Below are 25,061 nucleotides of genomic sequence, written 5' to 3'. Positions count from 1 at the left end.
GAACAAACAAAAGCATGCATAATCATTTCATTATTTTTGGAAAATAACCAACTTTTTCACCATGAGCTAATAACTGCTGAATAAATTCTTTATTAATTGCTGGTACTATCAATTCTTTTTTCTTAATCCATTCATTCGTTCTACGCGTACCCATTACAATTTCAGATTGCTGCGCTCCATCTCCTGCAACTTGAGAAGCAATTAACTCTGCTATTACTTCATTTCCCTTCGCTAATGCAAGTCCGGTATTTACATATTCTGAAAGTGGAACCATTTCAAGATTGTATCCACACTCTCCAATTAGCTGTATAAATTGTTCAAACTCAATTTGATGTGGATGACAAATATGTAACGTCTCTCCTACAATTTGCGCATCTTGTAAATACGATACAATTGATTTACTAGCAAAATCAATTGGTGTGAAATCAACTTTCCACTTCACATTTGGTGCTTTCCCAATTAATAGCATTGTTTTAATAAGACGATAAAATGCGTTTCCTTCAATATTTTGTTGGAACGAACCTGTTTCTGAATGACATGCTAAATTACCTGCACGATAAATATTTCCGCGCAAACCATTTTTCATTGCTTCACGAACAATGTTTTCCGCTTGTAGTTTACTATTTGAATATACATTCTCTAAGTCTACACTGTAATTAAAATCACCAGTTTTCATGTATGTATCCCATTGATCTACCGCTAATTCTAACGGGATACCAATTGTAGAAATAAAATGGAATGTAGCACCTTTCTCCGCTAATGCTAGCATACGGCTAGTTCCTTGGACATTTATATTTTCAAATTGTTTTACATCTCCAAAATGTCTTACATCTGCACCGCAATGAATTATCGTATCCATCTTAGAACTGATGAACATAAATTCTTCTTCGCTCATCCCAAGATACTCTTCTCCCAGATCACCAGCTACGGCCTGTATACGCTGTAACCATTCTTCACATATATCATTAAAGTAGCCTGTTAATGTATCTATAATTCTTTGCTGCACATCTTTCGTTGGTCTTACTAAACAATAAATAGTAGCAGATGTATCTCTCAACAATTCATATAATATGTGTGATCCTAAATAACCAGTAGCTCCTGTTAAAAAGACATTTGAAATCTGGGTTTCTTCCAAAACGTTTGCATACGTGATAGTATCTGGTTCGTGAATCACTTTATATTCACGAAATACTTCTTCTTTCTCTACTTTTACTTCTCGCTCAATTCGAGCTAATCCATATATCGTTCTTTCTTTAAAGAAATCTTGAATTGTTAAATGTGAGAAATCTTCTTTTAACAATGTTAAGACTCGTAATACTTTTAATGAATGTCCACCAATTGTAAAGAAATCATCATGTACTCCAACTTTTGAAATTCCTAATACTTCTGCCCAAGCGTTCGCTATTTGTTTTTCTGCTTTATTAGAAGGTGCAACATATTCTTGTAGACGAACCGGTTCATACTTTTCTTCTAACTGAGCTAACTTCTTAACATCAATCTTTTTATTAGGTGTAAGTGGTAATTCATTAATATAAATTAGTTTAGATGGCACCATATAATCTGGTAATTGCTCTTGTAACTGATAAACTAATTCTGGTATTTCTTTTTTATTTAAAGTTGTATAGAACGCGATTAAATATTGGCTACCTTCCTTACTCTTCTTAGCAAAAACAGCATTTTCTTTTATATTATGATTATGAGAAATTTTACTTTGGATTTCTCCTAGTTCAATACGATGTCCTCTAATTTTTACTTGATCATCTTTCCGATGTAAAAACTCTATATTTCCATCCTCTAGCAACTTAACGATATCACCTGTTTTATATATATTGACTATAGGATTGAAAGGGTTCGGAATAAAAGCTTCAATTGTTTTATTAGGCTTATTAAAATACCCTTTTGCTAATCCCACTGAATCTATATATAATTCACCAGGTACACCAATTGGACAAAGATTCATATTCTCATCCAAAATCATAACTTGATAATTAGCACATGGTTTACCAATGGGAATACTCGCAACATCCTCATTTAACTGACTAGGTATTTTATAGGTTGTCGTCACTACAGTACATTCTGTCGGTCCGTATACATTATAAATTTCAACATTTGTACCTATTCTTTCTCTCCACAATTTAATAACCTCTACAGGCAACATTTCACCGCCAATCGCAATTCTTTTTAGGGAAGCTAGCTTATATATATCTTCTTCTGCTAAATAAGTTGCTACTTGTCGAACAAAAATTGTTGCTAATGCCAAGATTGAAGTTGCTTTCACTTTATAGATTGCATTTGCAAATGCTTCTACAGACAATCGCTCTTCCTCTAGTAATACATACAAGTTTCCTCCGCAGAATAAAGAAGCAAATGACTCCCATACAGAGGCATCGAAACTAAAGGAAGGAAATTGGGCAAATACATCCTCTTCTGTCAATTCATATTGCTTTTTCATCCAAGTATACAGATTAACAACGCCTCTATGTGCTAACATCGTTCCCTTTGGATTCCCTGTTGAACCAGATGTATAAATCATATAAGCTACATCGTCACAATGAATAGACAACTTTACATCTATATCTTCATAAGTTTCACTATCATACATTGAAACTGTTTGAACCCCATCACATGTTATAGGCGTCTCTTTCATCAATATAACTTTCGCTTGGCTATCTTGAATAATGTACTGTATTCTACTTTCGGGATAATCTGGATCAATTGGAACATACGCTGCACCAGCTTTTAATATAGCTACCATACTTACTACTGTGTCTATGCTACGTTTCATAAATATTCCAACATAGTCTCCTAATTGGACGCCGTTTTTAATTAACATATGAGCTATTTGATTACTTTTTTTATTTAGCTCCTCATAAGTTAAAGTACCTTCCCTTGAAGATAAAGCTATACGATTTGGAAATTGAGTAACAGTATTATAGAACATATCGACGATACTTTTCTCAGGATATACTGCTGTCGTATCATTCACTTGACTATAAAGTGCCATCTCGGCCTCTGTAATAATATTAAAACGTTTTATATACTTATTAGTATTTTGTGATATATCAATTAAAACACCTTGTATTTGTTGTGCATAACGAGTAATCGTTGTCTCTTTCCAATTAACACTATTAAATATTATTTCTACACTTTTCATATTTTTACTAAATACAAATTGTAATGTATTCATGTCTTGTAGCTCATAATATGTTTCACCAATAATAATAGGTGACATTTCATATAATGTATTACCGTTTTGAAACTCTTCTATTTCTTCCTCATTCATTTCTTTAATTTGCTCCAGTTGCTCTTCAATTTGTAAATTTAAACTTTCATAGGAGAGAAAATTAGAAACTTCAATAGTAATCGGAAATAAACCTCCTCTTACATGATAAAGCACGACAATATGTTTTTCTTTAGAAATATGATATAACCACGTTGTAGTCGCTCCTATTAAATCCACAATGTGAGTCAAATTTGAAAACAGTTCCGTTTTCCTTTTTATCCTAAGTTCCGTTCCTTGCACATCTTTAGGTATTTTAATACTTCCTTCTACTTTTCCTAAAAATTCTTTTACCATCTCACTATAAGAAATTGCTAATTTCATATTTATGTAAATTCCTCTCTTAAATATAATAAAGGTGTGAAAATTCACACCTTTTTCATCCCTTATTAAAGGGCAGATTAGTTCAATTCATAATCAAGGGAGGATTCCCTTGATTAGAATTGAACTTTCTCCTTATTCGCTTTTAAACTCACCAATAAGCTCTTGTAATTCCTGAGAAAGCCAACTTAAAGAAGTCGCTAATTCTGCAATATCTTGTACTGATATTTCTTGCTCTTTCATGCTTTCTTCAACATTACTACTGCTGTTGGCATAAGTATTTGCAATATGTGATAATTCATTTACGACTTGAACAATATTCTGGCTATTTTGTAAAATGTCACTCGAATTACCAGAAACAGCTTTTACTTGATCTGTAACAGATTGCGCTGATTTTGAGATTTTTTCAAAGAAATCTCCACTACTTTGAACAAGCGAAATTCCAGTTTCTACTTCTCTTGAACCTTTTTGCATGGAAACTACAGCATCTTCTGTCTCAGCTTGTGTTTCACCAATTAATTTCGCTATATCTTTTGCAGACGCTTCCGTTTGTTCTGCTAATTTTCGTACTTCATCAGCAACAACTGCAAACCCTCTTCCAGCTGCTCCAGCACGTGAAGCCTCAATAGAAGCATTTAAAGCTAATAAATTTGTTTGATTTGAAATACCTGTAATTACAGTTACGATATCACTAATTTCTTTTGACCTTGTTTCTAACGAATAAATGATGGAAGATAAATCTTGTACTGCATTTTGGATTAAACTCATTTGATTAATAATTTGTCCAATCACTTCATTACCTTCAATTGAATGTTGTTCCATACCTTCAGAAGCAACCGCAACTTGTTTTGCAGCCCCAGTTATTTCTTCTACCTTATCTTCCATTCCATGTACAATTCCTAAACATTGTTGTACTGAAGTTTTTTGAGACTGTGCCCCTACTCTTAAACCTTCAATAGAACTTGCAATCTCTTGAACTGCCATGCTGTTTTCCTCTGTACTCGCCGACAATTCTTGTGAAGAAGAAGAAACTTGCTCAGCAGTTTGCCTTACTTTATCTATAATCCCTTTAAATTTTTCAATCGTGTTATTGAAATAAACATTAATAATTCCAATATCATCTGGTCTTTCTTTTAATTTAACACTTAAGTCACCTTCACCAATTTTACGTAACCCTTCTCGTAAATCTTTTAATGGAGCTAACGAGTGACGCACGATAAAGAATTGAGTAATAGTCGCAATTGCTAATGAAATAATGATAAAGAGTAAGCCCTGTATCATAAACTTCTCTTTTGTAATAGGAACAATGGAAGCATCTAAGTCAGCCGCAATAATTGCAACAATATTGTTTTCTCCATCTGTAATTGGTTCTAATATTGTCACCCACGAACCTATTTCATCTTCATATACTTCTGTTATTTGGGCCTTTTTCGTATCAATCACTTTATCGTATGCCTTCATCCAATGAGCGGGTTGTTCATAATAATCTCCCGGCTTTATAGGAAACGCATTTGTTAACTCTGTAGTCAAACCAACGAGTTGTAATTCTCGCTTTTCATTCGGCTTTGCTCCTGTAACATACGTTTGTCCAACACTTTTCAATTCTTTTGACACTTCATCTAATTTCTCTGTTAACTTTTCTTTTTTCACTTTTTCGGCTGTAGGATCTTTCGCCATGTCTCTAACTAATTCTACATCCAATTTTTTCAATACTATTTCTCCTGTTTCAATAGACTGCCTTTCAAATAAAGACATCATACTATTTTGAAACATGTTGAAACTTAATGCACCCATACTTCCAACAAGTGTCAAAATAACTAATACGGTTAATAAGACGTTCTTTTGAAGGAACGATAACTTATGCCAATATTTTTTCATTAATATCCACCTTCCTTAATCAACATAAACAAAAAAACAAAATATATGAATATTTTGTTTGAAAATGTTTCTCAATATGTTCGAGAATAAAAAAAAGCCAATGTAAAAGCATTGGCCAAGACCAACCCTATCCGTCCGGTAACTGGCTAGCGTAGCCTTTCGACCTTAGCTCCTGTAGTTTTGCGTCCTCATGTTTCCATCAGTTTGCCTTTCTCGCTGAACGAGTTGAACGATATGGGAGTTCTATGAGAATTAATTTATTCTCTTTCAAAGATTACAACATATAAATCAAAATGTCTACTTATTTAGAGATATAAATACAAATTTTTAATGCATTGCTTTTTCAAAATAATTTCAAAAAGTACGTGAATGTTACTTTTTTTGTGTTATATAATAAAAAATGTATAAATAACAAGGATTTCTTCGGGTATTTATTTAATTTTCATTCAAATTAAACTATTCGAATATATCTTAACTAATGAATTTCGGAGGTAGTTTATCATGTTTTGGCTACAATTTCTTACCTTGTTACTCTGTATTTTTATTGGTGCACGCCTAGGCGGAGTTGGTTTAGGAGTAATGGGTGGAGTTGGTATGGCAATACTCGTTTTTGTCTTCCACTTACAACCAACGGCGCCTCCTATCGATGTAATGCTTATGATTTTGGCAGTAATTACAGCTGCTGGTGCACTCCAAGCCGCTGGAGGAATGGACTACCTTGTTCATCTAGCTGAAAAGGCATTACGAAAAAATCCAAAACGCATTACATTCTTTGCTCCAATTGTTACTTATTTATTTACACTTTGTGCAGGAACTGGTCACGTTGCTTATTCTGTACTTCCTGTTATCGCTGAAGTCTCTCGCGAATCGGGAATTAGACCAGAACGACCAATGTCAATTGCCGTAATTGCTTCCCAACAAGCAATTACAGCTAGTCCTATATCAGCTGCAACAGTTGCACTTTTAGCAATGTTAGCTGACTATAAAATCACCTTATTAGATATTTTAAAAGTAAGTATCCCTTCTACTTTCATCGCTTGTATGATAGCTGCATTTGTTGCTAGTAAGATGGGAAAAGAATTAAGTGAAGACCCTGAATACTTAAAACGATTAAAAGAAGGAATGATTCCTAAGCTTGAAGAGAAAAAAGAATTTGTAGGTGTAAAGGGTGCAAAATTATCAGTTATCCTTTTCCTTGTAGGAACCTTCCTTGTTGTACTTCTCGGTTCATTTGAAGCACTTCGTCCAGGATGGACAGTTGATGGGAAGTTAGCTCGTCTTTCCATGCCGAACACAATTGAGATGGTTATGTTAACTATCGCGGCTCTTATTATTATTTTCTGTAAACCAAATGTAGAAAGCATTGTGTCTGGTAACGTCTTTAAAGCAGGAGCAACAGCAGTTGTTGCTATTTTCGGTATCGCTTGGATGGGAGATACTTTCTTTAATGGAAACTTAAATATGATTCAAGGATCCATTCAGCATTTAGTAACAAGTGCACCTTGGCTATTTGCCATCGCACTATTCATTCTATCTATTTTACTGTACAGCCAAGCAGCAACAGTTCGTGCCTTAATGCCACTTGGACTATCCCTTGGCATTCCACCAGCGCTACTGATTGCGATGTTCCCTGCAGTAAATGGATACTTCTTCATTCCAAACTATGGGACAATCGTTGCTGCCATTAACTTTGACCGCACTGGTACAACAGGTATCGGTAAATACGTATTAAATCATAGTTTTATGATTCCGGGTCTAATTGCAACATTTACTTCTATCGGAATTGGAATGCTCTTAATTTCAATTATGTTTTAAAGAAAAAGCACAAACCTTTATTTAAAAAGGTTTGTGCTTTTTTAATCAAATGTTTGTTTAAATTTTTGGGCAGTCTATTTCTCCATGTAGCACTTAAAATACTACACTTCCTTCCCTACAAACTTCTCTTTACTTCTTCAGCTAATTTTCTCGTACTTTCATACGCAGATTCAGCTAAACTAATTGCTGAAATAACTGAAACACCGTCCGCACCCGCTTCTATAACTGCCGCTGTATTTTCAATTGTAATCCCACCAATACCAACGATTGGCACTGTAATTCCTTGTTCTCTAAAATAAGCTAATCCTTTCGTTCCTTGAACCGCTTTCGTATCTTTTTTCGTACTCGTTGGGAAAATAGGTCCAACGCCTAAATAATCTGCTCCATTTTCGATTGCAAAGCGTGCTTCTTCAATTGTATGAGCAGATACGCCGATAATTTTATCTCCCATTTTTTCACGAACAGATGTAATTCCTTCATCATCTTGTCCAACATGAACACCATCTGCATCTAATTCAATGGCTAATTCTACATCATCATTTACAATGAAAGGAACACTATATTCCTTACAAAGCGTCTGCAATTCTTTTGCAAAGCGCACTCTATCTTCTCCGATTAAAGAACCTTCCCCCTTCTCGCGAAACTGAAAAAGTGTCACTCCACCATCTAACGCTTCTTTCAATACAGCTAAAGGATCCCTCGTGCAGTTATTACTTCCCATAATAAAATACACTTGCAATAGCTTAGACATTTTATCTATTTCAATGCGTGCCATTTCTTTCACTCCCTCTTACTCTAACTCCACAATCTTCCCATACTTCTCAATATCACCTGAAGTTGTATTAGCTAATTGATTTAAAAATTCAATTTGGAAACTACCAGGCCCTTTTTCTACCGCCTTAGCAGCTGCCAGTTCCGAAGCTACACCATAAAACGTTAATGCGGCTACTGCTGCTTTTACATAATCTTTTTCCACTGCTACAAATGCTCCTATTACAGAAGTTAGTAAACAACCTGTTCCCGTAACTTTCGTTAAAATAGGGTGACCATTTCGAATAACAATAGTTCTCTCTCCATCTGTAACAACATCTTCTTTTCCAGTAATGACCGCAACTGTATTTAGTTCATCTGCTGCCTGCCTTGCAATACTTACAACATTGCCATTTCCAGTACCAGCGTCTACCCCTTTAATTTCCCATTTCTCATTAATAACATTTGCTATTTCAGCCGCATTTCCGCGGATAATTGCTAAATCTATTTCGGCTGGAATATGTCTCGCAACTTCTGTTCGATACGAAGTTGCTCCTGCACCAACTGGGTCAAATAGTACTGGCACATTGTTCGCATTTGCTGATTTACCCGCGAGTAACATCGCTTCTACTTCTTCAGGACGAAGTGTCCCCATATTTAATACTAACGCTCCAGCAATGCTAGCCATTTCTGCTACTTCTTCTTTTGCATACGCCATTACAGGCGATGCTCCAAGTGCCAACAAACCGTTAGCAGTAAAATTTGTTACAACAACATTTGTAATATTATGAACGAGCGGATTAGATTCTCTCACCAAATCCACTACTTTACTAATTTCTTTCATATTCATCCTTTTCATCTCCTAACTATAATGATGGGAGATACACAAAAAGACACTTCGCGCGTACGCAAAGTGCCTGAACATGTGCTTTTACACTCTCCCTACGCTGGCATTATCCAACAGGTTCAAATGGTCAATGACGGACTAGTAGTCATACTCTCAGTTTGTATCCACAAACTCCCATGTGTTTCTTATTCATCTACTTCAAAGTCTACTCTTATTCTAGTAAAATAACAAGTTCTTTACTTTTCTATTTAATATAGGAGCAACTGATAAATTGAAACTTTAATCAGTTGGGATTTTGTTCACTCCATTAAAAACAGCTCAAATATGGAGCGAAACTGAATCTCAAGAAGATGTATGCTATATTTAACTTATGGAAATTTGAAAGGATGTTTTTAATATGGCAAAAAGCGTTGTAATCGCTGAAAAACCTTCCGTTGCACGAGATATTGCTCGTGTACTTAAGTGTGATAAAAAAGGAAACGGCTACCTTGAAGGTAGTAAATATATTGTAACTTGGGCTTTAGGCCATCTCGTTACATTAGCTGATCCAGAAAGCTATGATGTGAAATATAAAAAGTGGAATTTAGAAGATTTACCGATGCTACCTGAGCGTTTGAAATTAACGGTTATTAAACAAACTGGTAAACAATTTAATGCTGTAAAAAGTCAGCTACTTAGAAAAGATGTAAATGAAATTATTGTAGCAACAGACGCTGGACGTGAAGGGGAATTAGTCGCACGCTGGATTATCGATAAAGTTAAGCTAAATAAACCAATCAAACGTTTATGGATTTCTTCTGTAACCGATAAAGCAATTAAAGATGGTTTTGCAAATTTAAAACCAGGTAAAGCCTATGACAATTTATACGCTTCAGCAGTTGCACGTTCAGAAGCTGACTGGTATATCGGTCTTAACGCAACTCGCGCTTTAACAACTCGCTTTAATGCTCAGTTAAATTGTGGCCGTGTACAAACGCCTACTGTCGCTATGATTGCTAGTCGTGAAGATGAAATAAAAAACTTCAAAGCACAAACTTACTATGGCATCGAAGCTCAAACAATGGAGAAGCTCAAACTTACTTGGCAAGATGCAAATGGCAATAGCCGCAGTTTTAATAAAGAAAAAATTGATAGTATTGTAAAAAGTTTAGATAAACATAATGCTACTGTTGTGGAAATTGATAAGAAACAGAAGAAGTCATTCTCTCCTGGTCTTTACGATTTAACTGAATTGCAACGTGATGCAAATAAAAAGTTCGGTTACTCTGCTAAAGAAACATTAAATATTATGCAAAAATTGTATGAACAGCATAAAGTACTAACGTACCCTCGTACAGATTCACGCTACATTTCATCTGATATCGTTGGAACACTTCCAGAACGTCTAAAAGCATGTGGTGTTGGAGAATACCGTCCCTTCGCACATAAAGTATTACAAAAGCCTATCAAACCTAACAAATCATTTGTTGATGATAGTAAAGTAAGCGATCATCATGCGATTATTCCAACAGAAGGATACGTTAATTTCTCAGCATTCACAGATAAAGAACGCAAAATTTATGATTTAGTTGTAAAACGTTTCTTAGCTGTTTTATTCCCAGCATTCGAATACGAACAACTAACGTTACGCACAAAGGTCGGTAATGAAACATTCATTGCACGCGGAAAAACGATTTTACATGCTGGTTGGAAGGAAGTATACGAAAATCGATTTGAAGACGATGATGTAACTGATGACGTAAAAGAGCAGATTCTACCTCACATTGAAAAGGGCGATACATTAACTGTAAAGTTACTTATGCAAACATCAGGTCAAACGAAAGCACCTGCACGCTTTAATGAAGCAACTTTACTTTCAGCAATGGAGAATCCTACAAAATATATGGATACGCAAAATAAACAACTTGCTGATACGTTAAAATCGACTGGTGGATTAGGTACTGTAGCGACACGTGCAGATATTATCGACAAACTTTTCAATTCTTTCTTAATTGAAAAACGTGGTAAAGATATTCACATTACATCAAAAGGTCGTCAATTACTTGATTTAGTACCAGAAGAATTAAAATCACCTACACTAACTGGTGAGTGGGAACAAAAACTTGAAGCAATTGCAAAAGGAAAATTAAAGAAAGAAGTATTCATTTCGGAAATGAAGAACTATACGAAAGAAATTGTTTCTGAAATTAAATCGAGTGATAAAAAATATAAACATGACAACATTTCAACGAAGTCTTGTCCAGATTGCGGTAAACCAATGCTAGAAGTAAACGGCAAAAAGGGAAAAATGCTCGTATGCCAAGATCGTGAATGTGGTCATCGTAAAAATGTATCTCGTACAACAAACGCTCGCTGTCCGCAATGTAAAAAGAAACTAGAATTACGTGGTGAGGGTGCAGGCCAAATTTTCGCATGTAAATGTGGCTATCGCGAGAAATTATCAACATTCCAAGAGCGACGTAAAAAAGAATCTGGAAACAAAGCCGATAAACGCGACGTTCAAAAATATATGAAACAACAGAAAAAAGAAGAAGAACCATTAAATACCCCATTCGCAGAAGCATTAAAAAAATTAAAATTTGATTAAACAAAAAGGTTCCTACCTCTATCGGTAGGAACCTTTTATTTTAGTGAATGATTTTACTTCCTTTTGCATTCTCAACAAATTTTTCACTTGATTTGTTAATTGGTGTTTTCAGTAATAACGCAGCAACGATCATAACTACTACGAAAGCACTTAACACAAGTAAATCTCGCGTTACGATATCCCAAAGCATTCCGCCAACTGTTTCACGAATTGCGCTAATTGCGTATGTGAATGGTAAGAACGGATAAATCGCTTGGAAGAACGCTGGTGTCATTTGGATTGGGAATGTTCCGCCCGATCCTGCTACTTGCAGTACAAGTAAAATGATCGCCATCGATTTCCCAACGTTTCCGAAAATAGAAACGAGTGAGTATACGATACAAACGAAGACTCCACCAATAAATAAACTAAATAACACAAACCAGAACTTATCGACTACGTACGTACCAAGTAAGAATATATCTCCCATCGATACGATAAACGCTTGTGAAAGACCTATCGTTAAAAATGTTAATAAACGTCCGAAGTAAATTTCATGGCTCTTATAATTCGCGCCCTCTTCGTGTACTTCTACCGTTAATAATGAAACCATTAATAATGCGCCTACCCATAATGCAAGCACTGTATAGAATGGTGACATCGCTGAACCGTAGTTCGGCATCGCAAATAATTTATTCTCTTTTAAATTTACTGGATTCGCAAAGTAATCACTTTGCTTTTCAACATCGTTTTTCAATAAGCGTATGATGTCTTTTAAATCCTCTTCAGATTCAAAATCACGAATTTTATCTGCTAATTCTTTAATCTTTTTCTCAGTCTCCGGCATTTCAGCTTTAATATCTGCTAATTTCTTTTTCCCGTCTACTAAGCCTTTTGATGAATCTTCTAGTAATTTTTTAACATCTGGAAGCTTTTTGTCTGCATCATTTAAAATTTGAGTTGTATTTTTCGACATCTCTTTTGTACGAGCAATTGCTGTATTGAAATTAGGTACAATTTCTGAATCATACGTCGATAATACATCTGTTAATTGAGCTGATCCGCCCTTCGCAGCGTTGTTAATACTTTCAATTACATCTTTTGTAGGTTTCTGGCCATTGTTAAGAAGTGTAATTCCCTTATTCGTTGCCTCTACACCTTTTTGTAAGCTGCTTTTCGCTTTGTTTAATTTTACGATTCCATTATTAAGGTTTTTATCACTATTTACATCCGCTAAAACCTTATTTGTACTTTCTAGAACTGGAATCATATCATCAATTAAACCGATTCCAGATTGGAATTGACCATTTAAGCTATTTAAAGCTACTTTCGTTGAATCTAAACCGTTAATACCTCTATTTTGTACATCTTCTTTTGCTTTCTGTAAATCTGCTTTTGCACCTTCAAGGCTATTTTTTGCTTTATCATAATCTGCTTTTGCATTATCATATATTTGATTTGCATCAGCTTTAGCTTGATCTACCGCGCTAACTGCCTTTTTATAATCAGCTACAAACGTTTCATTGTAATCTTTTTCAGCTCGATCGATTAAAGCATTTGTTTCATTTAATTTCTGATTAATTCCATCACGCACATCTTGTTTAACTTCCTGACCTGTGCTAATTAAATCGTTTAAACGTTTAAAACGATTATTTAAATCTTGTTGTCCATTCTTAATATCCGTTAAATGCTCTTTTCTTGTTTTAAAGAAATTTTGCCCAAACTCAGTTTGAGCCCCTTGCTCTAAACGAGCCATAACATCAATTACATAAGAAAGATTGTCAATATGCGTTTGAAGATTATTAGATATAGTCGAAATATTTTTCTTAGCTATCTCTGGATCAACGCTTCCATTTTGCAATCCATCCATAACACTTTGTGCATAAGCTGTTCCTGCACGTGATGAGCTTAAAACATTATTTACTGTTTGATTAATATTTTGTGCTATCCCTTTATACCCATCGCTATTCAACTTAGAAAGATCTGGTCTCGCTGGGAATTCAGGTAATCCATTCATTCCAGACAAATCAGGAATATTTAATTCTACACCTGGATTCATTAAAAAGTCAGTAAATGCAGCTGCACTATCCATAACGCCTTTTGCTGCCACTAAATCATTTCTTATCGTCCCTGGAGCATTTTTTAATGTTTGATCTTGTCTTGCAAAGAACTTATCTAAATTCGCCAACGCTTCCTGCCCATCATTTATTACACTCTCTACAACAGGTAAATCTTTCTGCGCTACTTTCACAACATCTTCTGCTCGAGTTGCATCATCTAACGCCTTATCCATAAGTGTATTCATTTCCGGGAACTGCGCTTCTAGCTTAAAGACAAGATCTTTTACTTTTTCGATACTTGGTAAGTTTGTTTCTAAATCGATTCCAAGGTCATTGAAAATTTTAAAAATCTCACCGTTTGCTGTTTTTACAAAGTTTTTACTAATTTCTTCTGTAATACCTGATGCACCTTTTGCTGTAATCTTCGGTGCAATCGCGTTTACTTTTTCATTCACATAGTAATCCAGTTCTGGTTTTTTCGGATTTTCATCCAGAACAGTTGCGATTTTTTCAGAGAAGTCTTTTGGAATCGTAATACTTGCATAATAATCCCCACGCTCAACTCCGTAAATTGCTTGTTTTTCATCTACAAATTTCCAGCCAAGATTTTTGTTTTTCTTAAGGGAGTCTACAATCTCTTTCCCGATATTAATATCTTTCCCTCTTAAATTAGAACCTGCATCTTGGTTAGAAACTGCAATGGGAACCTCTTTTGTATTTCCATATGGATCCCAAGAAGCTTTAATGTTAAACCATGCATATAACGATGGTAAAATCATTAATCCTAAAACAATAACAATTGCAGCCCAATGTTTGGCTACATTCCGTAAATCAGTCTTATAAATACGCCAAATTTGTTTCATAGAAGTTATCACCTAATTATATATTTTTCCTTCTTTAGAAAATGATACATGCATTTTGCAATTATATCACTTTCTACATCGTGTATTAACCAAAAACGTACTATTTTTTCCCATTAACTTTCACTTACTTCATTATATAACGAAGTGAGTCAAAGTATGAATACAAAATGACCAAATCGGTTTTACATTCAATAATAACAAATATATATGAAATGTCATAAAAAATACAAGTATTTTCTCTTGGAAATACTTGTATTCCTAAAAAAAATCCTCACAGCTTTTATTCTCTGTGAGGATTTCTTCTATTATATATCCAATTGAACCTCTACACCGAAATGATCTGAAATTACATTTCTGTTTGTACCATTAAAAATAACTTTTGAAGAATGAACTTTTTTACTTTGGTTACACAATATTAGATCGATTCGCAAATTATGTTTATTTTCATCCCAACCAGCAATCTCACCTTGGACAGTCGTTCCTTCATCCTTCTCTATTGCTAATTCATATGTGTCATACAACCCTTTTTGCATCATATACTCATAACCTTCGCCTTCCAACCGAGCATTGTTATTAAAATCCCCCATTAAGAAGGCGAGCTTATTGCTATCTACACGCTCCATCAAACGATCGACTTGACCTTCGAATGACTCTTCTTCATCATTCCACCAACCGAGATGGCAAGAGTAAAACGTTATATCCTTACCATTATAAGCAATTGTTGCACTTACAATTTTACGCGTTTTCCAATACGTTGTATCCTCGTTTTCTGAAATGAAGAACGTATCTTCTTTTATAATATTATGCTTCGTTATAATTGCTAATCCTTCTTCATACACGTCATAACCAATATGAGAGAAATCCCAAGTAATATTGTAATCTTTTACATGTAGCGCTTTTAACTCTTCTAATAGTAAAAGTCCAAAATTATCTTCTTTCTTGTTACCGCATACATTTTCAGCTTGTATGGACTGACTTACTTCTTGCAATGCGATGACATCGTACTCTTCTTCTTGAATTACTTTAGCAAGGTATTGTATCTTTTCTATTTGATTCTCTTCTTGCCAAGAATGACAGTTTAAAGTTAGCAATTTCATATTATTACGCACCTAACATATCTTGAATGTCTGACTTTAATACGTCAGCTTTCGGACCATATACCGCTTGTACACCTTTATCTTTTACAATAAGCCCTAAAGCACCATTTTGTTTCCACTGTGCTTCTGGTGCAACAACATCTAAATCTTTTACTGTTACACGTAAGCGTGTCATACAAGCATCTACGTCAGCAATATTTTCTTTTCCACCTAATAAATCGATAACTTTTGTTGCTAATGAACCGTCTTGTACATTTCCTGTTCCTTCTGATGCCTCATCTTCATTATCAATATAGTTACCTGCACGCCCTGGTGTTGGTAAATTGAATTTTTTAATTAAGAAATTGAATAGTGTAAAGTTAAGACCGAAGAACACTAATGAAACAATAACAAAGTTGATTAAGTCTCTTGTTAAACCTGCGTTAACCATCATTGGTGTACGAGTAATTAACTCAATAAATCCAAATGCATGAACACGTAAGTTAATTAAATCAGCTAGCGCGAATGCAAGTCCTGTTGTAATAGCATATACAACATATAATACTGGAGCAATAAACATGAACATGAATTCAATTGGTTCTGTTACACCTGTTAAGAATACTGCTAATGCTGCTGATAAAAACATTGGTTTATATTTTGCACGCTTTTCTTTATCCACGTTACGGAACATCGCAAATGCAATCCCCATTAACGCTGCTGTTGAGCCGATAACTTGTCCAGCTTTGAAACGAGCTGGTACAACGTTATTTAATAAATCGTTATATGCCTTCGTATCTCCATTTGCTAGTAAATTATTTAAATCTGTAATCCATGCAAGCCATAATGGATCTTGTCCTGCTACAACTTGTCCAACTTTTGAACCAGTTAACATCGTATATGTTCCGCCTAGCTCTGTATAGTTCATCGGAATCGTTAACATATGGTGTAAACCAAATGGTAATAATAAACGCTCTAACGTTCCATATACAAACGGTGCAACAACTGGTGCGCTATCTTTTGAAGCTGCAATCCAGCGACCAAATTCATTTAACCCACTTTGGATGAATGGCCATAGAAGTGATAATACAATCGCAGTAACTGTAGACCAAAGAATTACAACGAATGGTACAAATCGTTTTCCATTAAAGAATGCTAATGCCTGTGGCAGTTTATTATAGTTATAATATTTGTTATATAAAGTAGCTCCTAAGAAACCTGTGATGATCCCTACGAACACTCCCATGTTTAATGCAGGTGCACCAAGTACAGAAGTAAAGTAATCTTTTACAATTAAATCTCCCGCTATTACTGAAGAAACTTTCGCTTTTGAATCCGCTAACATTTCAGCGTTTACGCCAAATATAGCTCCTGTAATTCGGTTTGTTAAGACGAATGCTAATAGCGCTGCAAATGCACCACCCGCGCGGTCTTTCGCCCAAGATCCCCCAATTGCTACTGCGAATAAGATGTGTAGATTTGTAATGATTGCCCAACCGATGTCTTCCATTACGCGAGCGATTGTATGAACTGCGTTAACATCCCCAGCAGACATACCAATTAACTTACCGATGGAAATCATTAAACCAGCTGCTGGCATTACGGCTACAACAACTAATAAAGCTTTCCCGAACTTTTGCCAAAAATCAAAAGACGTAATTTTCATCTGTTCTTCCTCCCCTTTATTTATAACAACATAATGATTTAAATTATAATTTCTGTTCCCTTTATGAAAACGATTCCTTATATTACTTTATTTTTATCCCTTTACGCAACCGTTTTCATAAATCTATTTTAATAAAAGCGTTTTCACTTTGCAATAGAAATTTATTTTTTTTCATAAAAAAGATGCTCAAAGAGCATCCTTTTTTATTATGAAATGCGATAAACCCTTGTTTCATAAGGTTTTAAAGCAATTGTTGTTACTTCTTCATGTTCCGCAACTTCATAGTTATTTAAAAGCAAACGTTTGCGTTCTAGTGCAAATGAACCCTCATTATACACAGCTTCCTCTTTTGAGATATTACTAATTACAATGACTTTTTCATCCTGTAACGTACGTGTATATGCATAAATTTGTGGATCGTCTTCTAAAAGTAAATCGTACGTACCATAGTTCAGTACATCGTGCTCTTTTTTCAGGGCAATCATTTTCTTATAGAAATTGAAAATAGACTTTTCTTCATTTTTTTGCTTCTCAACATTAATTTCTTTGTAATTTGGATTCATGCTAAACCAAGGTGTACTTGTTGTGAAACCAGCATTAATCCCATCATTCCACTGCATAGGTGTACGTGAATTATCGCGGCAAGAAGCCCATATAATCTCCATCATATCTTGATGTGGTACGCCCTCTGCAATTTTCTCGCGATATAAATTTTTAATTGCTACATCATCGTAATCTTCAATATTTGGTAACTGAACATTTGTCATACCAATTTCTTGTCCTTGATAAATAAACGGTGTACCGTGCATAAAGAAATACATCGCTCCTAGAGCTGTTGCACTTTCACGCCAATATTGTTTGTCATCTCCCCATGTTGAAACGATACGTGGTTTATCGTGATTCTCAATATATAAAGCGTTCCATCCTTTATTTTCTAATCCTTTTTGCCATTTCGTTAATACTTTTTTCAATCCTACAACATCAAGGTCTTTCTTCTTCTCTGCATCCCATAAACTTAAATGTTCAAACTGGAATACCATATTGAACTTACCTTGCTCTTCTCCAACCCAAAGCTCAGCATCTTCAATCTTAACGCCATTTGCTTCACCAACAGTCATAATATCGTACTTAGAGAATGTATTTTCTTTTAGCTCTTCTAATAAAGGTTGAATACCTTTCACATTCATATGTTTATCAAAAGATGGCACATATTTTAACTCTTTTGGATTTGGCATATCCTTAAGGCCTTCTTCTTTTTTAATATGACTGATCGCATCAACGCGGAAACCATCAATACCTTTATCAAGCCACCAATTAACTGTATCGTATAATACTTCGCGAACTTCTTTATTCTCCCAGTTCAAATCTGGTTGTTTACGTGAGAATAGATGTAAATAATATTGTTCTGTTTCTTCATCATATTCCCATGCCGAACCATTAAAAATACTTTCCCAGTTGTTTGGCTCCGCACCATCTTTACCATCATGCCAAATATACCAATCACGCTTCGGATTATCTTTAGATGAACGTGATTCAATAAACCATGGATGTTCATCACTCGTATGATTAATAACTAAATCAATAATAAGCTTCATATCACGCTTATGAACTTCATCTAGTAAAGCATCAAAGTCTGCCATTGTACCAAACTCATCCATAATATCTTGATAATCACTAATATCATAACCATTATCATCATTAGGCGATTTATACATTGGACAAATCCAAATTACATCTATACCTAAATCTTTTAAATAATCCAGTTTTGCAATAATACCTTGTAAATCTCCAATACCATCACCATTTGAATCCATAAAGCTTCGTGGATAAATTTGATAAGCAACCGCTTCTTTCCACCATGTCTTATTCATAGTCATTCTCTCCTTTTGCATCCCATCGGAATTTTATGCAAACGTTTTCGTAACACTATCATAACAAAATATGAACAGTTTGCAACTGTTTTCATTGAACTCTATGTAGATTCTTTATTCTTATGCTTTATTTATTTCTCACAAAGGTAAATCTCATTCTTCCCCTCTTCTTGAAACTGGTAGCCCCTCTCTCTTTATAGAAGAAGTTCCTTATATAAAGGCTGTTGAATTTTTTAATGGCGGTAACATCCCTGAAAATTTCAAGCGCTCTGGTTCCTGTGTCTATAAGCCTATTCCCCTTAAAGGCATTCAAATCATGCAATACTTTCTTTCTCATGCACCAAATAAAGATGCTAGTATTTGGCATCAATCGCCCATAGGTGCTGTTGAAAATATTTCGCCGAATAAAACGGCTTATTTTCATCGTAAAGCAATTATTGCTCAAGAATACATTACCTCTTGGAAATGCGATGATGAAGAAAATCGAAATATACGCTGGGTTAAAGGTTTACGAGAAAACTTAGATCCTTATACATTAGGTGACTATGTGAACTGGCCCGATATCGACATTAAAAATTGGCAAACTAGTTATTATGGCTCTAACTTTCACAGATTACGTAAAGTAAAAATCATTTATGATCCTTGTGATGTTTTTCATTTCCAACAAAGTATTCCTCCTTTTCATACTTGAAAAAAGGGGATAACATAAAAAAATCACCCAATATACCGTTACCTCGCAGTATGTTGGATGATTCAAGTTGATTTTCTATATCGTTTCAAATTCTTGCTCCTACTCATAAACTTTTACTTATAGATTAATTGTATTTCGTATCGTTTTCATGCAATGAATGTAATTTAATATTTGGTACTTTATCTTTTTCAATACCTCTATTATAAGAAACAGGAACTTGAAATTCGAATTGCTTTGTCTCATGTTTTTGTAAATAGACTGGTTTCGATACTGGATAGCTTTTTGAATTCTCGTTTGCATTATCATATAAAACAACTTTTAATGCTTGTGAATGATTACGATAATTTTTTAAAGTAACAATGCACTTCGGTTGGATATTCTCTCCATTTTTCTCCATTCTACAATGGCTATCATCTTTTTTATATTCTATTGCTTCTACGCCTGTTTTTCCTGCATAGTACCATGTTTTATTCAATGTCTGGAGGATGTTATTTAAAATAAACGGCATCATTAAAATTAAAATACTAATGCCTACTACTTTTATCTTATTCGTTTTTCTAAATGTACTAGACTCCTTTTTTCCTAGCCATTTTAAAAATAATATAAATGCAATTACATGTAGTATGAAAGAAACAATCAATATATTTGAGACTTTATAATCCATATAGACATACGTATGTATCGGAACCTTATAGACATTGAATAGTTTTTCCCCAATTAATTCATTATCATTTGGAATTTTTAATAATAACAAAACCCCTATACTGTAACAAATAGCTACTAATCGATCATACTCAATACGAATCATTCTTTCTCCCCTTCACTTTGTATTTTATTATCGATTTTAGCTATTATTACCATACTATACAATCTTTTTATAGAGGATAACGTAAAAAAGTTCCTTATAAATATATAAAGAACCTTATTAATATACACTATGAATTAAAAAATCAATATACAATTTTCACATTGAAATTTCTTCAAAATATGTTGGATCATGTATTGTAATTTTTTTATCTAAAATTGTAACAATGCTATCATTTTTTAATTGTTTTAATACGCTGCTAACTGTCTCTCGAGATGTTCCAGATATTTTGGATATTTCAATTGTTGTAAGTGGACATGAAATTACAATCTTTTCCCCACTCTGTTCTCCTAAATCCTGCATTAAATAATTTAACGTTTGGATAACACGATCTTGTGCATTAGGAATTGTAATATTTTGCACTCGATTTTCGTTCAATTTTAATATAGATGATAATTGCTGAACAACGTACATCAATTGCGTTCTGCTGGATTTTACCATATCTTCAAAGATTACCGTTGGAATATAATATACCTCCACATCCGTCATTGCTTCTGCTGTATAGTTATATCCTCTGTCTGTAAACATACCACCATAAGGAAAAATAGAATATCGCTTTACATAGTCATCGTATAATAAGTTCCCATTTTGATTAACCCGCTCTAACTTTACAAAACCATCTAACATGAAGTAGATTCTTTCCCTTGAATCTCCTTCTAAAAATAAAAATTGACCTTTTTTATAAGTTCGCCAATAAACAAACTCTGTTAAGCCTTTCAATTTTTTTTCTGTTAAATGAGCAAATAATTCGAACTGCTTTAAGTCCTTAACTACGTTCCGTCTATTCATAAAATTCCCTCTCTCTTGCTGTATGTTGGAGCGAAAAATCAAGAAAGCGTATTCAATTTGAATTTTATCATAATTAACTTACATATTCAGATTTCATCATGAAAACTTTATGAACAATAAGTACAAAAAATATTAATAAATAAAAAGAATGAAGTTACTAACTTCATTCTTTTTTACTAATAAGTAGCGTACATAATAATTTAAACATATATGCATACATTCTGTTTTGAAATAATAGTACCGGCTTTTTCTTCTAGTGCTTCATATACTTTTTCTAAAGACGTAATAATTGTTTTTCTTTTTGGATTTGTATTAACAAAATTAATAGCAGCTTCAATTTTTGGAAGCATGCTTCCCGCAGCAAATTGTTGTTCTTCAATATATTCTTCTAATTGATTCACTGTGACATGCTCTAATTTTTTTTGATTCGGTTGATTATAATTTACATACACATGATCAACTGCAGTTAAAATAACGAGCGTATCGGCATCTACTAATTCTGCTAATTTCTGCGCAGCGAAATCTTTATCGATAACCGCTTCAGTTCCTTTTAACCCTTCTTCGGAATCAATTACTGGAATTCCACCTCCGCCAACAGCTATCACTATATTTCCATCTTCGACCAAAGAATTAATCACTTTATGTTCATGAATACTTACAGGCTTCGGTGATGGAACAACACGTCTCCACCCTCTACCAGCATCTTCTTTAAACACTGCTTTTGTTTCATCCATTAATCTTCTGGCCTCTTCTTCTGTATAAAAAGGACCAATTGGTTTAGTTGGATTTTTAAATGCCTCATCTTTTTTATCCACAACAACACGTGTTATAACCGTTGCTACGTCTTTTTTTATATTCCGTTTTTTCAATGCCTTTTCAATCGCATTTTCCATCCAATATCCAATCATCCCTTGACTCATTGCCCCACAAGTATCTAATGGCATTGCAGGTGTCTTTTCCGTTTCTGCAGCTTTTTGCTGTAATAAAATATTCCCCACTTGTGGGCCATTTCCATGCGCAATTACTATATCCACATCATTTTCCATTATTTTCACAAGTTGTTCTGCCGTTTTTTCCAACGCTTCTTGCTGCGCTCCCGCAGTAGCTTCTCCAGACTGTATCGCATTTCCCCCTAGTGCAACTACAATTTTTCTTCGTGCCATATTCCAGCCCTCCAGTTGATTTCGCTTTCACAGCGCTTTATAAAGTAATACTGCCTGTAATTAATCCATAAATCGCAAAGAATGCTAAAGCACCAATTGCTACGGATGATGCTAATTCCACTCGAGTAAATATTTGCTTCGAACTCTTTTGCTTTTGAACATTGTAGAAAATAAAAATACCTGGCGCATATAAAGTCATTGTTAATAATAAATACTCTAAACCAGCTGCATAAACTAACCACACGCCATAAATACTGGCTATCAAACCAATTACTATATTTTTATTTCGATCTACTTCTTCAGAATTTAAGCTATGCTTCAGTTGATAAAATGCTGAAAAAGCATATGGAATTAAAATAGCTGAAGATGCTAAAGAGAATGCAAAGTTATACGCCTGATCAGAAACAACAAATGTTAACAAGAACATTTGTATTAAACCATTTGTTATCCACAATGAATTTACTGGAGCCTTATTTTTATTTTCTTTTGCGAACCATTTTGGAAATACTCCATCTTTAGCCGCTAAATATGGAATTTCAGAAGCGAGCAAAGTCCAACCTAACCAAGCACCTAATACAGAGATGACCAAACCTAAATTAATAAAGATAGCACCCCATTTTCCAACAACACTTTCAAATAAATAAGCCATAGCCGGATTTTTCAAACCCGCAATATCTGCTTGCTGCATAAGTCCAAGAGACAATAATGTGATTAAAATATAAATGATGAGTGTACCAATTAAGCCAATAACGGTTGCTTTCCCTACATCACTTCTATTTTTTGCTCGACTGGATAAAACAACAGCCCCTTCTACCCCAATAAATACCCATAAAGTTACAAGCATTGTACTTTTAACTTGGCTGCCAACTGCTCCCCATGAAAAAGAACCAGTTTGCCCCCAAAATCCATCTAAGAACGTATCAATATGAAACGCAAAGATTCCTATGACAATAAATACAAATACAGGTACTAATTTTGCGATTGTAGTTACTAAATTCACAAGTGCTGCTGATTGAACTCCACGTAAAATTAACATGTGAACACACCATAATAATACGCTTGCACCAATAATGGACGCTACATTTTGCCCGCCTTCAAAGATTGGGAAGAAATATCCTAATGAAGAAAACAATAATGTACCGTAAGCTACATTCCCAAGCCAAGCAGATAGCCAGTATCCCCACGCACTATTAAATCCCATAAAATTACCAAATCCTGCTTTTGCATAGCTAAAAATACCACCATCTAAATCTGGCCGTTTTACAGTTAGATTTTGAAAAGATAATCCAAGTGCAATCATCCCAATTCCTGTTATAACCCAGCCAATAATAATGGCTCCAGCACCAGCACCTTTTGCCATATCACTCGCTAAATTAAAGGCTCCACCGCCAATCATAGACCCAACTACAAGAGCCGTTAGTGTAAACAACCCTAATTTCTTATCTTCACCCATTCCACTCACCTCTCTTAAATTGCAATAACAATACAAAAGCAATAGTGAATGATCGTGTCTAAAGGAGGAGAAAGAAGAAAGGAAGACTCCCTTTCTTCTTTACTCCATGTTTCCTAAAGTAGCTGCCATAACCGCTTTAATTGTATGCATTCTATTTTCAGCTTGATCAAATACTTTTGAATGTTTACTGCGGAATACTTCGTCAGTTACCTCCATTTCTTTCAACCCATATTTCTCATAAACTTCTTCGCCATACATCGTTTCAACATCATGAAATGCAGGTAAACAATGTAAGAAAATCACGTTTTCATTCCCTGTTGCTTTAATCATTTTCATATTTACTTGATAAGGTTTCAATAACTCGACACGTTCAGCAAATTTTTCTTCTTCCCCCATAGACACCCATACATCTGTATAAATTACATCTGCATTCGCAACAGCTTCTTCCACATTACTTGTTATCATTACCTGTTCATTATATTTTTTTGCTAAATCAATTACTTCTTGTGCAGGCCATAAAGATTCCGGTGTACAAATACATACATCCATTCCAACGATTGCTCCACCAACTAGTAAGCTATTAGCAACATTATTTCGTCCATCGCCAACGTAAACGAGCTTCACATTTTTCAATTTCCCTATATGTTCTCTAATTGTTAATAAATCTGCTAGTGTTTGTGTTGGATGCCACATATCTGTTAATCCATTCCAAACCGGCACACCAGAATTTTGTGCTAAAGATTCTACAGTTTCATGATTAAATCCACGAAACTCAATTCCGTCAAACATACGCCCTAACACTTTTGCTGTATCCTCTACAGATTCTTTTTTCCCAAGTTGAATATCACCTTTCCCTAAATATTCAGGATTTGCCCCTAAATCTGTACATGCTACTGTAAATGCACAACGCGTACGAGTAGAAGTTTTTTCAAATAAGAGCGCTACATTTTTACCTTCTAAATAATGATGCGGAATACCATTTTTCTTTTTCTCTTTTAATTCTGCTGCCAAATCTAGAAAATATAACAATTCTTCTTGTGTAAAATCTTTTTCTGCTAGAAAGCTTCTTCCTTTTAAATTTGGTCTAGTCATTAACATAATTCATCCCTA

Annotated in this window: 15 protein-coding genes, 1 pseudogene and 2 riboswitches; of the genes and pseudogenes, 3 read left to right on the top strand and 13 right to left on the bottom strand. The window is 34.5% G+C overall.

From position 1 onward, the window contains the following. Positions 1-22: 22 nt before the first annotated feature. Positions 23-3,604, bottom strand: coding sequence for a non-ribosomal peptide synthetase family protein (locus tag MKY21_RS02160; RefSeq protein WP_341075335.1), 3,582 nt, complete (start codon positions 3,602-3,604; stop codon positions 23-25). 132 nt (positions 3,605-3,736) lie between these two features. Beyond that, positions 3,737-5,479 carry a methyl-accepting chemotaxis protein gene (locus MKY21_RS02155; protein ID WP_000761078.1) on the bottom strand — a complete coding sequence of 581 codons (1,743 nt, stop codon included), beginning with the start codon at positions 5,477-5,479 and terminating at the stop codon, positions 3,737-3,739. Positions 5,480-5,613: 134 nt separating this feature from the next. Then, positions 5,614-5,698, bottom strand: a riboswitch (cyclic di-GMP riboswitch). A 282-nt stretch (positions 5,699-5,980) separates the two neighbouring features. On the opposite strand from MKY21_RS02155, the gene MKY21_RS02150 reads away from it, so the two are divergent. Further along, on the top strand, positions 5,981-7,294 hold the full coding sequence (locus MKY21_RS02150; RefSeq protein ID WP_000498701.1) for an anaerobic C4-dicarboxylate transporter family protein: 1,314 nt from the start codon (positions 5,981-5,983) through the stop codon (positions 7,292-7,294). A gap of 115 nt (positions 7,295-7,409) precedes the next feature. Here MKY21_RS02150 and thiE read toward each other — a convergent pair whose 3' ends face one another. Both thiE and thiM read right to left on the bottom strand, forming a co-directional pair. After that, positions 7,410-8,069, bottom strand: a complete 660-nt coding sequence (gene thiE / locus MKY21_RS02145) for a thiamine phosphate synthase (protein WP_000090966.1) — start codon at positions 8,067-8,069, stop codon at positions 7,410-7,412. A 15-nt stretch (positions 8,070-8,084) separates the two neighbouring features. After that, entirely contained in the window at positions 8,085-8,894 is an 810-nt protein-coding gene (gene thiM / locus MKY21_RS02140) for a hydroxyethylthiazole kinase (RefSeq protein ID WP_001056095.1), read from the bottom strand. Positions 8,895-8,966: 72 nt separating this feature from the next. Further along, positions 8,967-9,079, bottom strand: a riboswitch (TPP riboswitch). Positions 9,080-9,288: 209 nt separating this feature from the next. Between thiM and topB the strand changes: the two genes are divergently transcribed. Continuing rightward, positions 9,289-11,478 (top strand): DNA topoisomerase III, encoded by a 2,190-nt coding sequence (gene topB / locus MKY21_RS02135; RefSeq protein ID WP_341075330.1) that lies wholly within the window; start codon positions 9,289-9,291, stop codon positions 11,476-11,478. Positions 11,479-11,518: 40 nt separating this feature from the next. On the opposite strand, the gene MKY21_RS02130 is transcribed toward topB, so the two are convergent. The 4 genes from MKY21_RS02130 to MKY21_RS02115 form a co-directional block, all read right to left on the bottom strand. Continuing rightward, positions 11,519-14,380 (bottom strand): YhgE/Pip domain-containing protein, encoded by a 2,862-nt coding sequence (locus MKY21_RS02130; RefSeq protein ID WP_341075327.1) that lies wholly within the window; start codon positions 14,378-14,380, stop codon positions 11,519-11,521. A 305-nt stretch (positions 14,381-14,685) separates the two neighbouring features. After that, positions 14,686-15,477, bottom strand: a complete 792-nt coding sequence (locus MKY21_RS02125; protein ID WP_000771985.1) for an endonuclease/exonuclease/phosphatase family protein — start codon at positions 15,475-15,477, stop codon at positions 14,686-14,688. A gap of 4 nt (positions 15,478-15,481) precedes the next feature. Beyond that, positions 15,482-17,119 (bottom strand): PTS transporter subunit IIBC, encoded by a 1,638-nt coding sequence (locus MKY21_RS02120; RefSeq protein WP_000705560.1) that lies wholly within the window; start codon positions 17,117-17,119, stop codon positions 15,482-15,484. Between the two features lie 206 nt (positions 17,120-17,325). After that, entirely contained in the window at positions 17,326-18,990 is a 1,665-nt protein-coding gene (locus MKY21_RS02115) for a glycoside hydrolase family 13 protein (protein WP_001044705.1), read from the bottom strand. A 154-nt stretch (positions 18,991-19,144) separates the two neighbouring features. On the opposite strand from MKY21_RS02115, the pseudogene MKY21_RS02110 reads away from it, so the two are divergent. Next, positions 19,145-19,681 (top strand): annotated as a pseudogene (locus tag MKY21_RS02110) (BBE domain-containing protein); the annotation flags it as partial. A 124-nt stretch (positions 19,682-19,805) separates the two neighbouring features. On the opposite strand, the gene MKY21_RS02105 reads toward MKY21_RS02110, so the two are convergent. From MKY21_RS02105 to argF, 5 genes are all read right to left on the bottom strand, one after another. Beyond that, complete coding sequence (locus tag MKY21_RS02105; RefSeq protein ID WP_341075324.1) at positions 19,806-20,489, bottom strand: ABC transporter permease; 684 nt, start codon at positions 20,487-20,489, stop codon at positions 19,806-19,808. 156 nt (positions 20,490-20,645) lie between these two features. Continuing rightward, a complete protein-coding gene (locus MKY21_RS02100; protein ID WP_001081905.1) occupies positions 20,646-21,335 on the bottom strand; it encodes a Crp/Fnr family transcriptional regulator in 690 nt (229 codons plus the stop codon). A 200-nt stretch (positions 21,336-21,535) separates the two neighbouring features. Beyond that, positions 21,536-22,498 (bottom strand): carbamate kinase, encoded by a 963-nt coding sequence (gene arcC / locus MKY21_RS02095; protein WP_000113947.1) that lies wholly within the window; start codon positions 22,496-22,498, stop codon positions 21,536-21,538. A 37-nt stretch (positions 22,499-22,535) separates the two neighbouring features. Beyond that, positions 22,536-23,951, bottom strand: a complete 1,416-nt coding sequence (gene arcD, locus MKY21_RS02090; RefSeq protein WP_000503402.1) for an arginine-ornithine antiporter — start codon at positions 23,949-23,951, stop codon at positions 22,536-22,538. Positions 23,952-24,050: 99 nt separating this feature from the next. Beyond that, on the bottom strand, positions 24,051-25,049 hold the full coding sequence (gene argF, locus MKY21_RS02085) for an ornithine carbamoyltransferase (protein ID WP_000930288.1): 999 nt from the start codon (positions 25,047-25,049) through the stop codon (positions 24,051-24,053). Positions 25,050-25,061: the final 12 nt, after the last annotated feature.

The sequence above is a fragment of the Bacillus sp. FSL R9-9497 genome (genome assembly GCF_038005805.1).
In the GTDB taxonomy this organism is placed as follows: Bacteria; Bacillota; Bacilli; order Bacillales; family Bacillaceae_G; genus Bacillus_A; species Bacillus_A cereus.
This window is presented reverse-complemented; position numbering and strand designations above follow the sequence as displayed.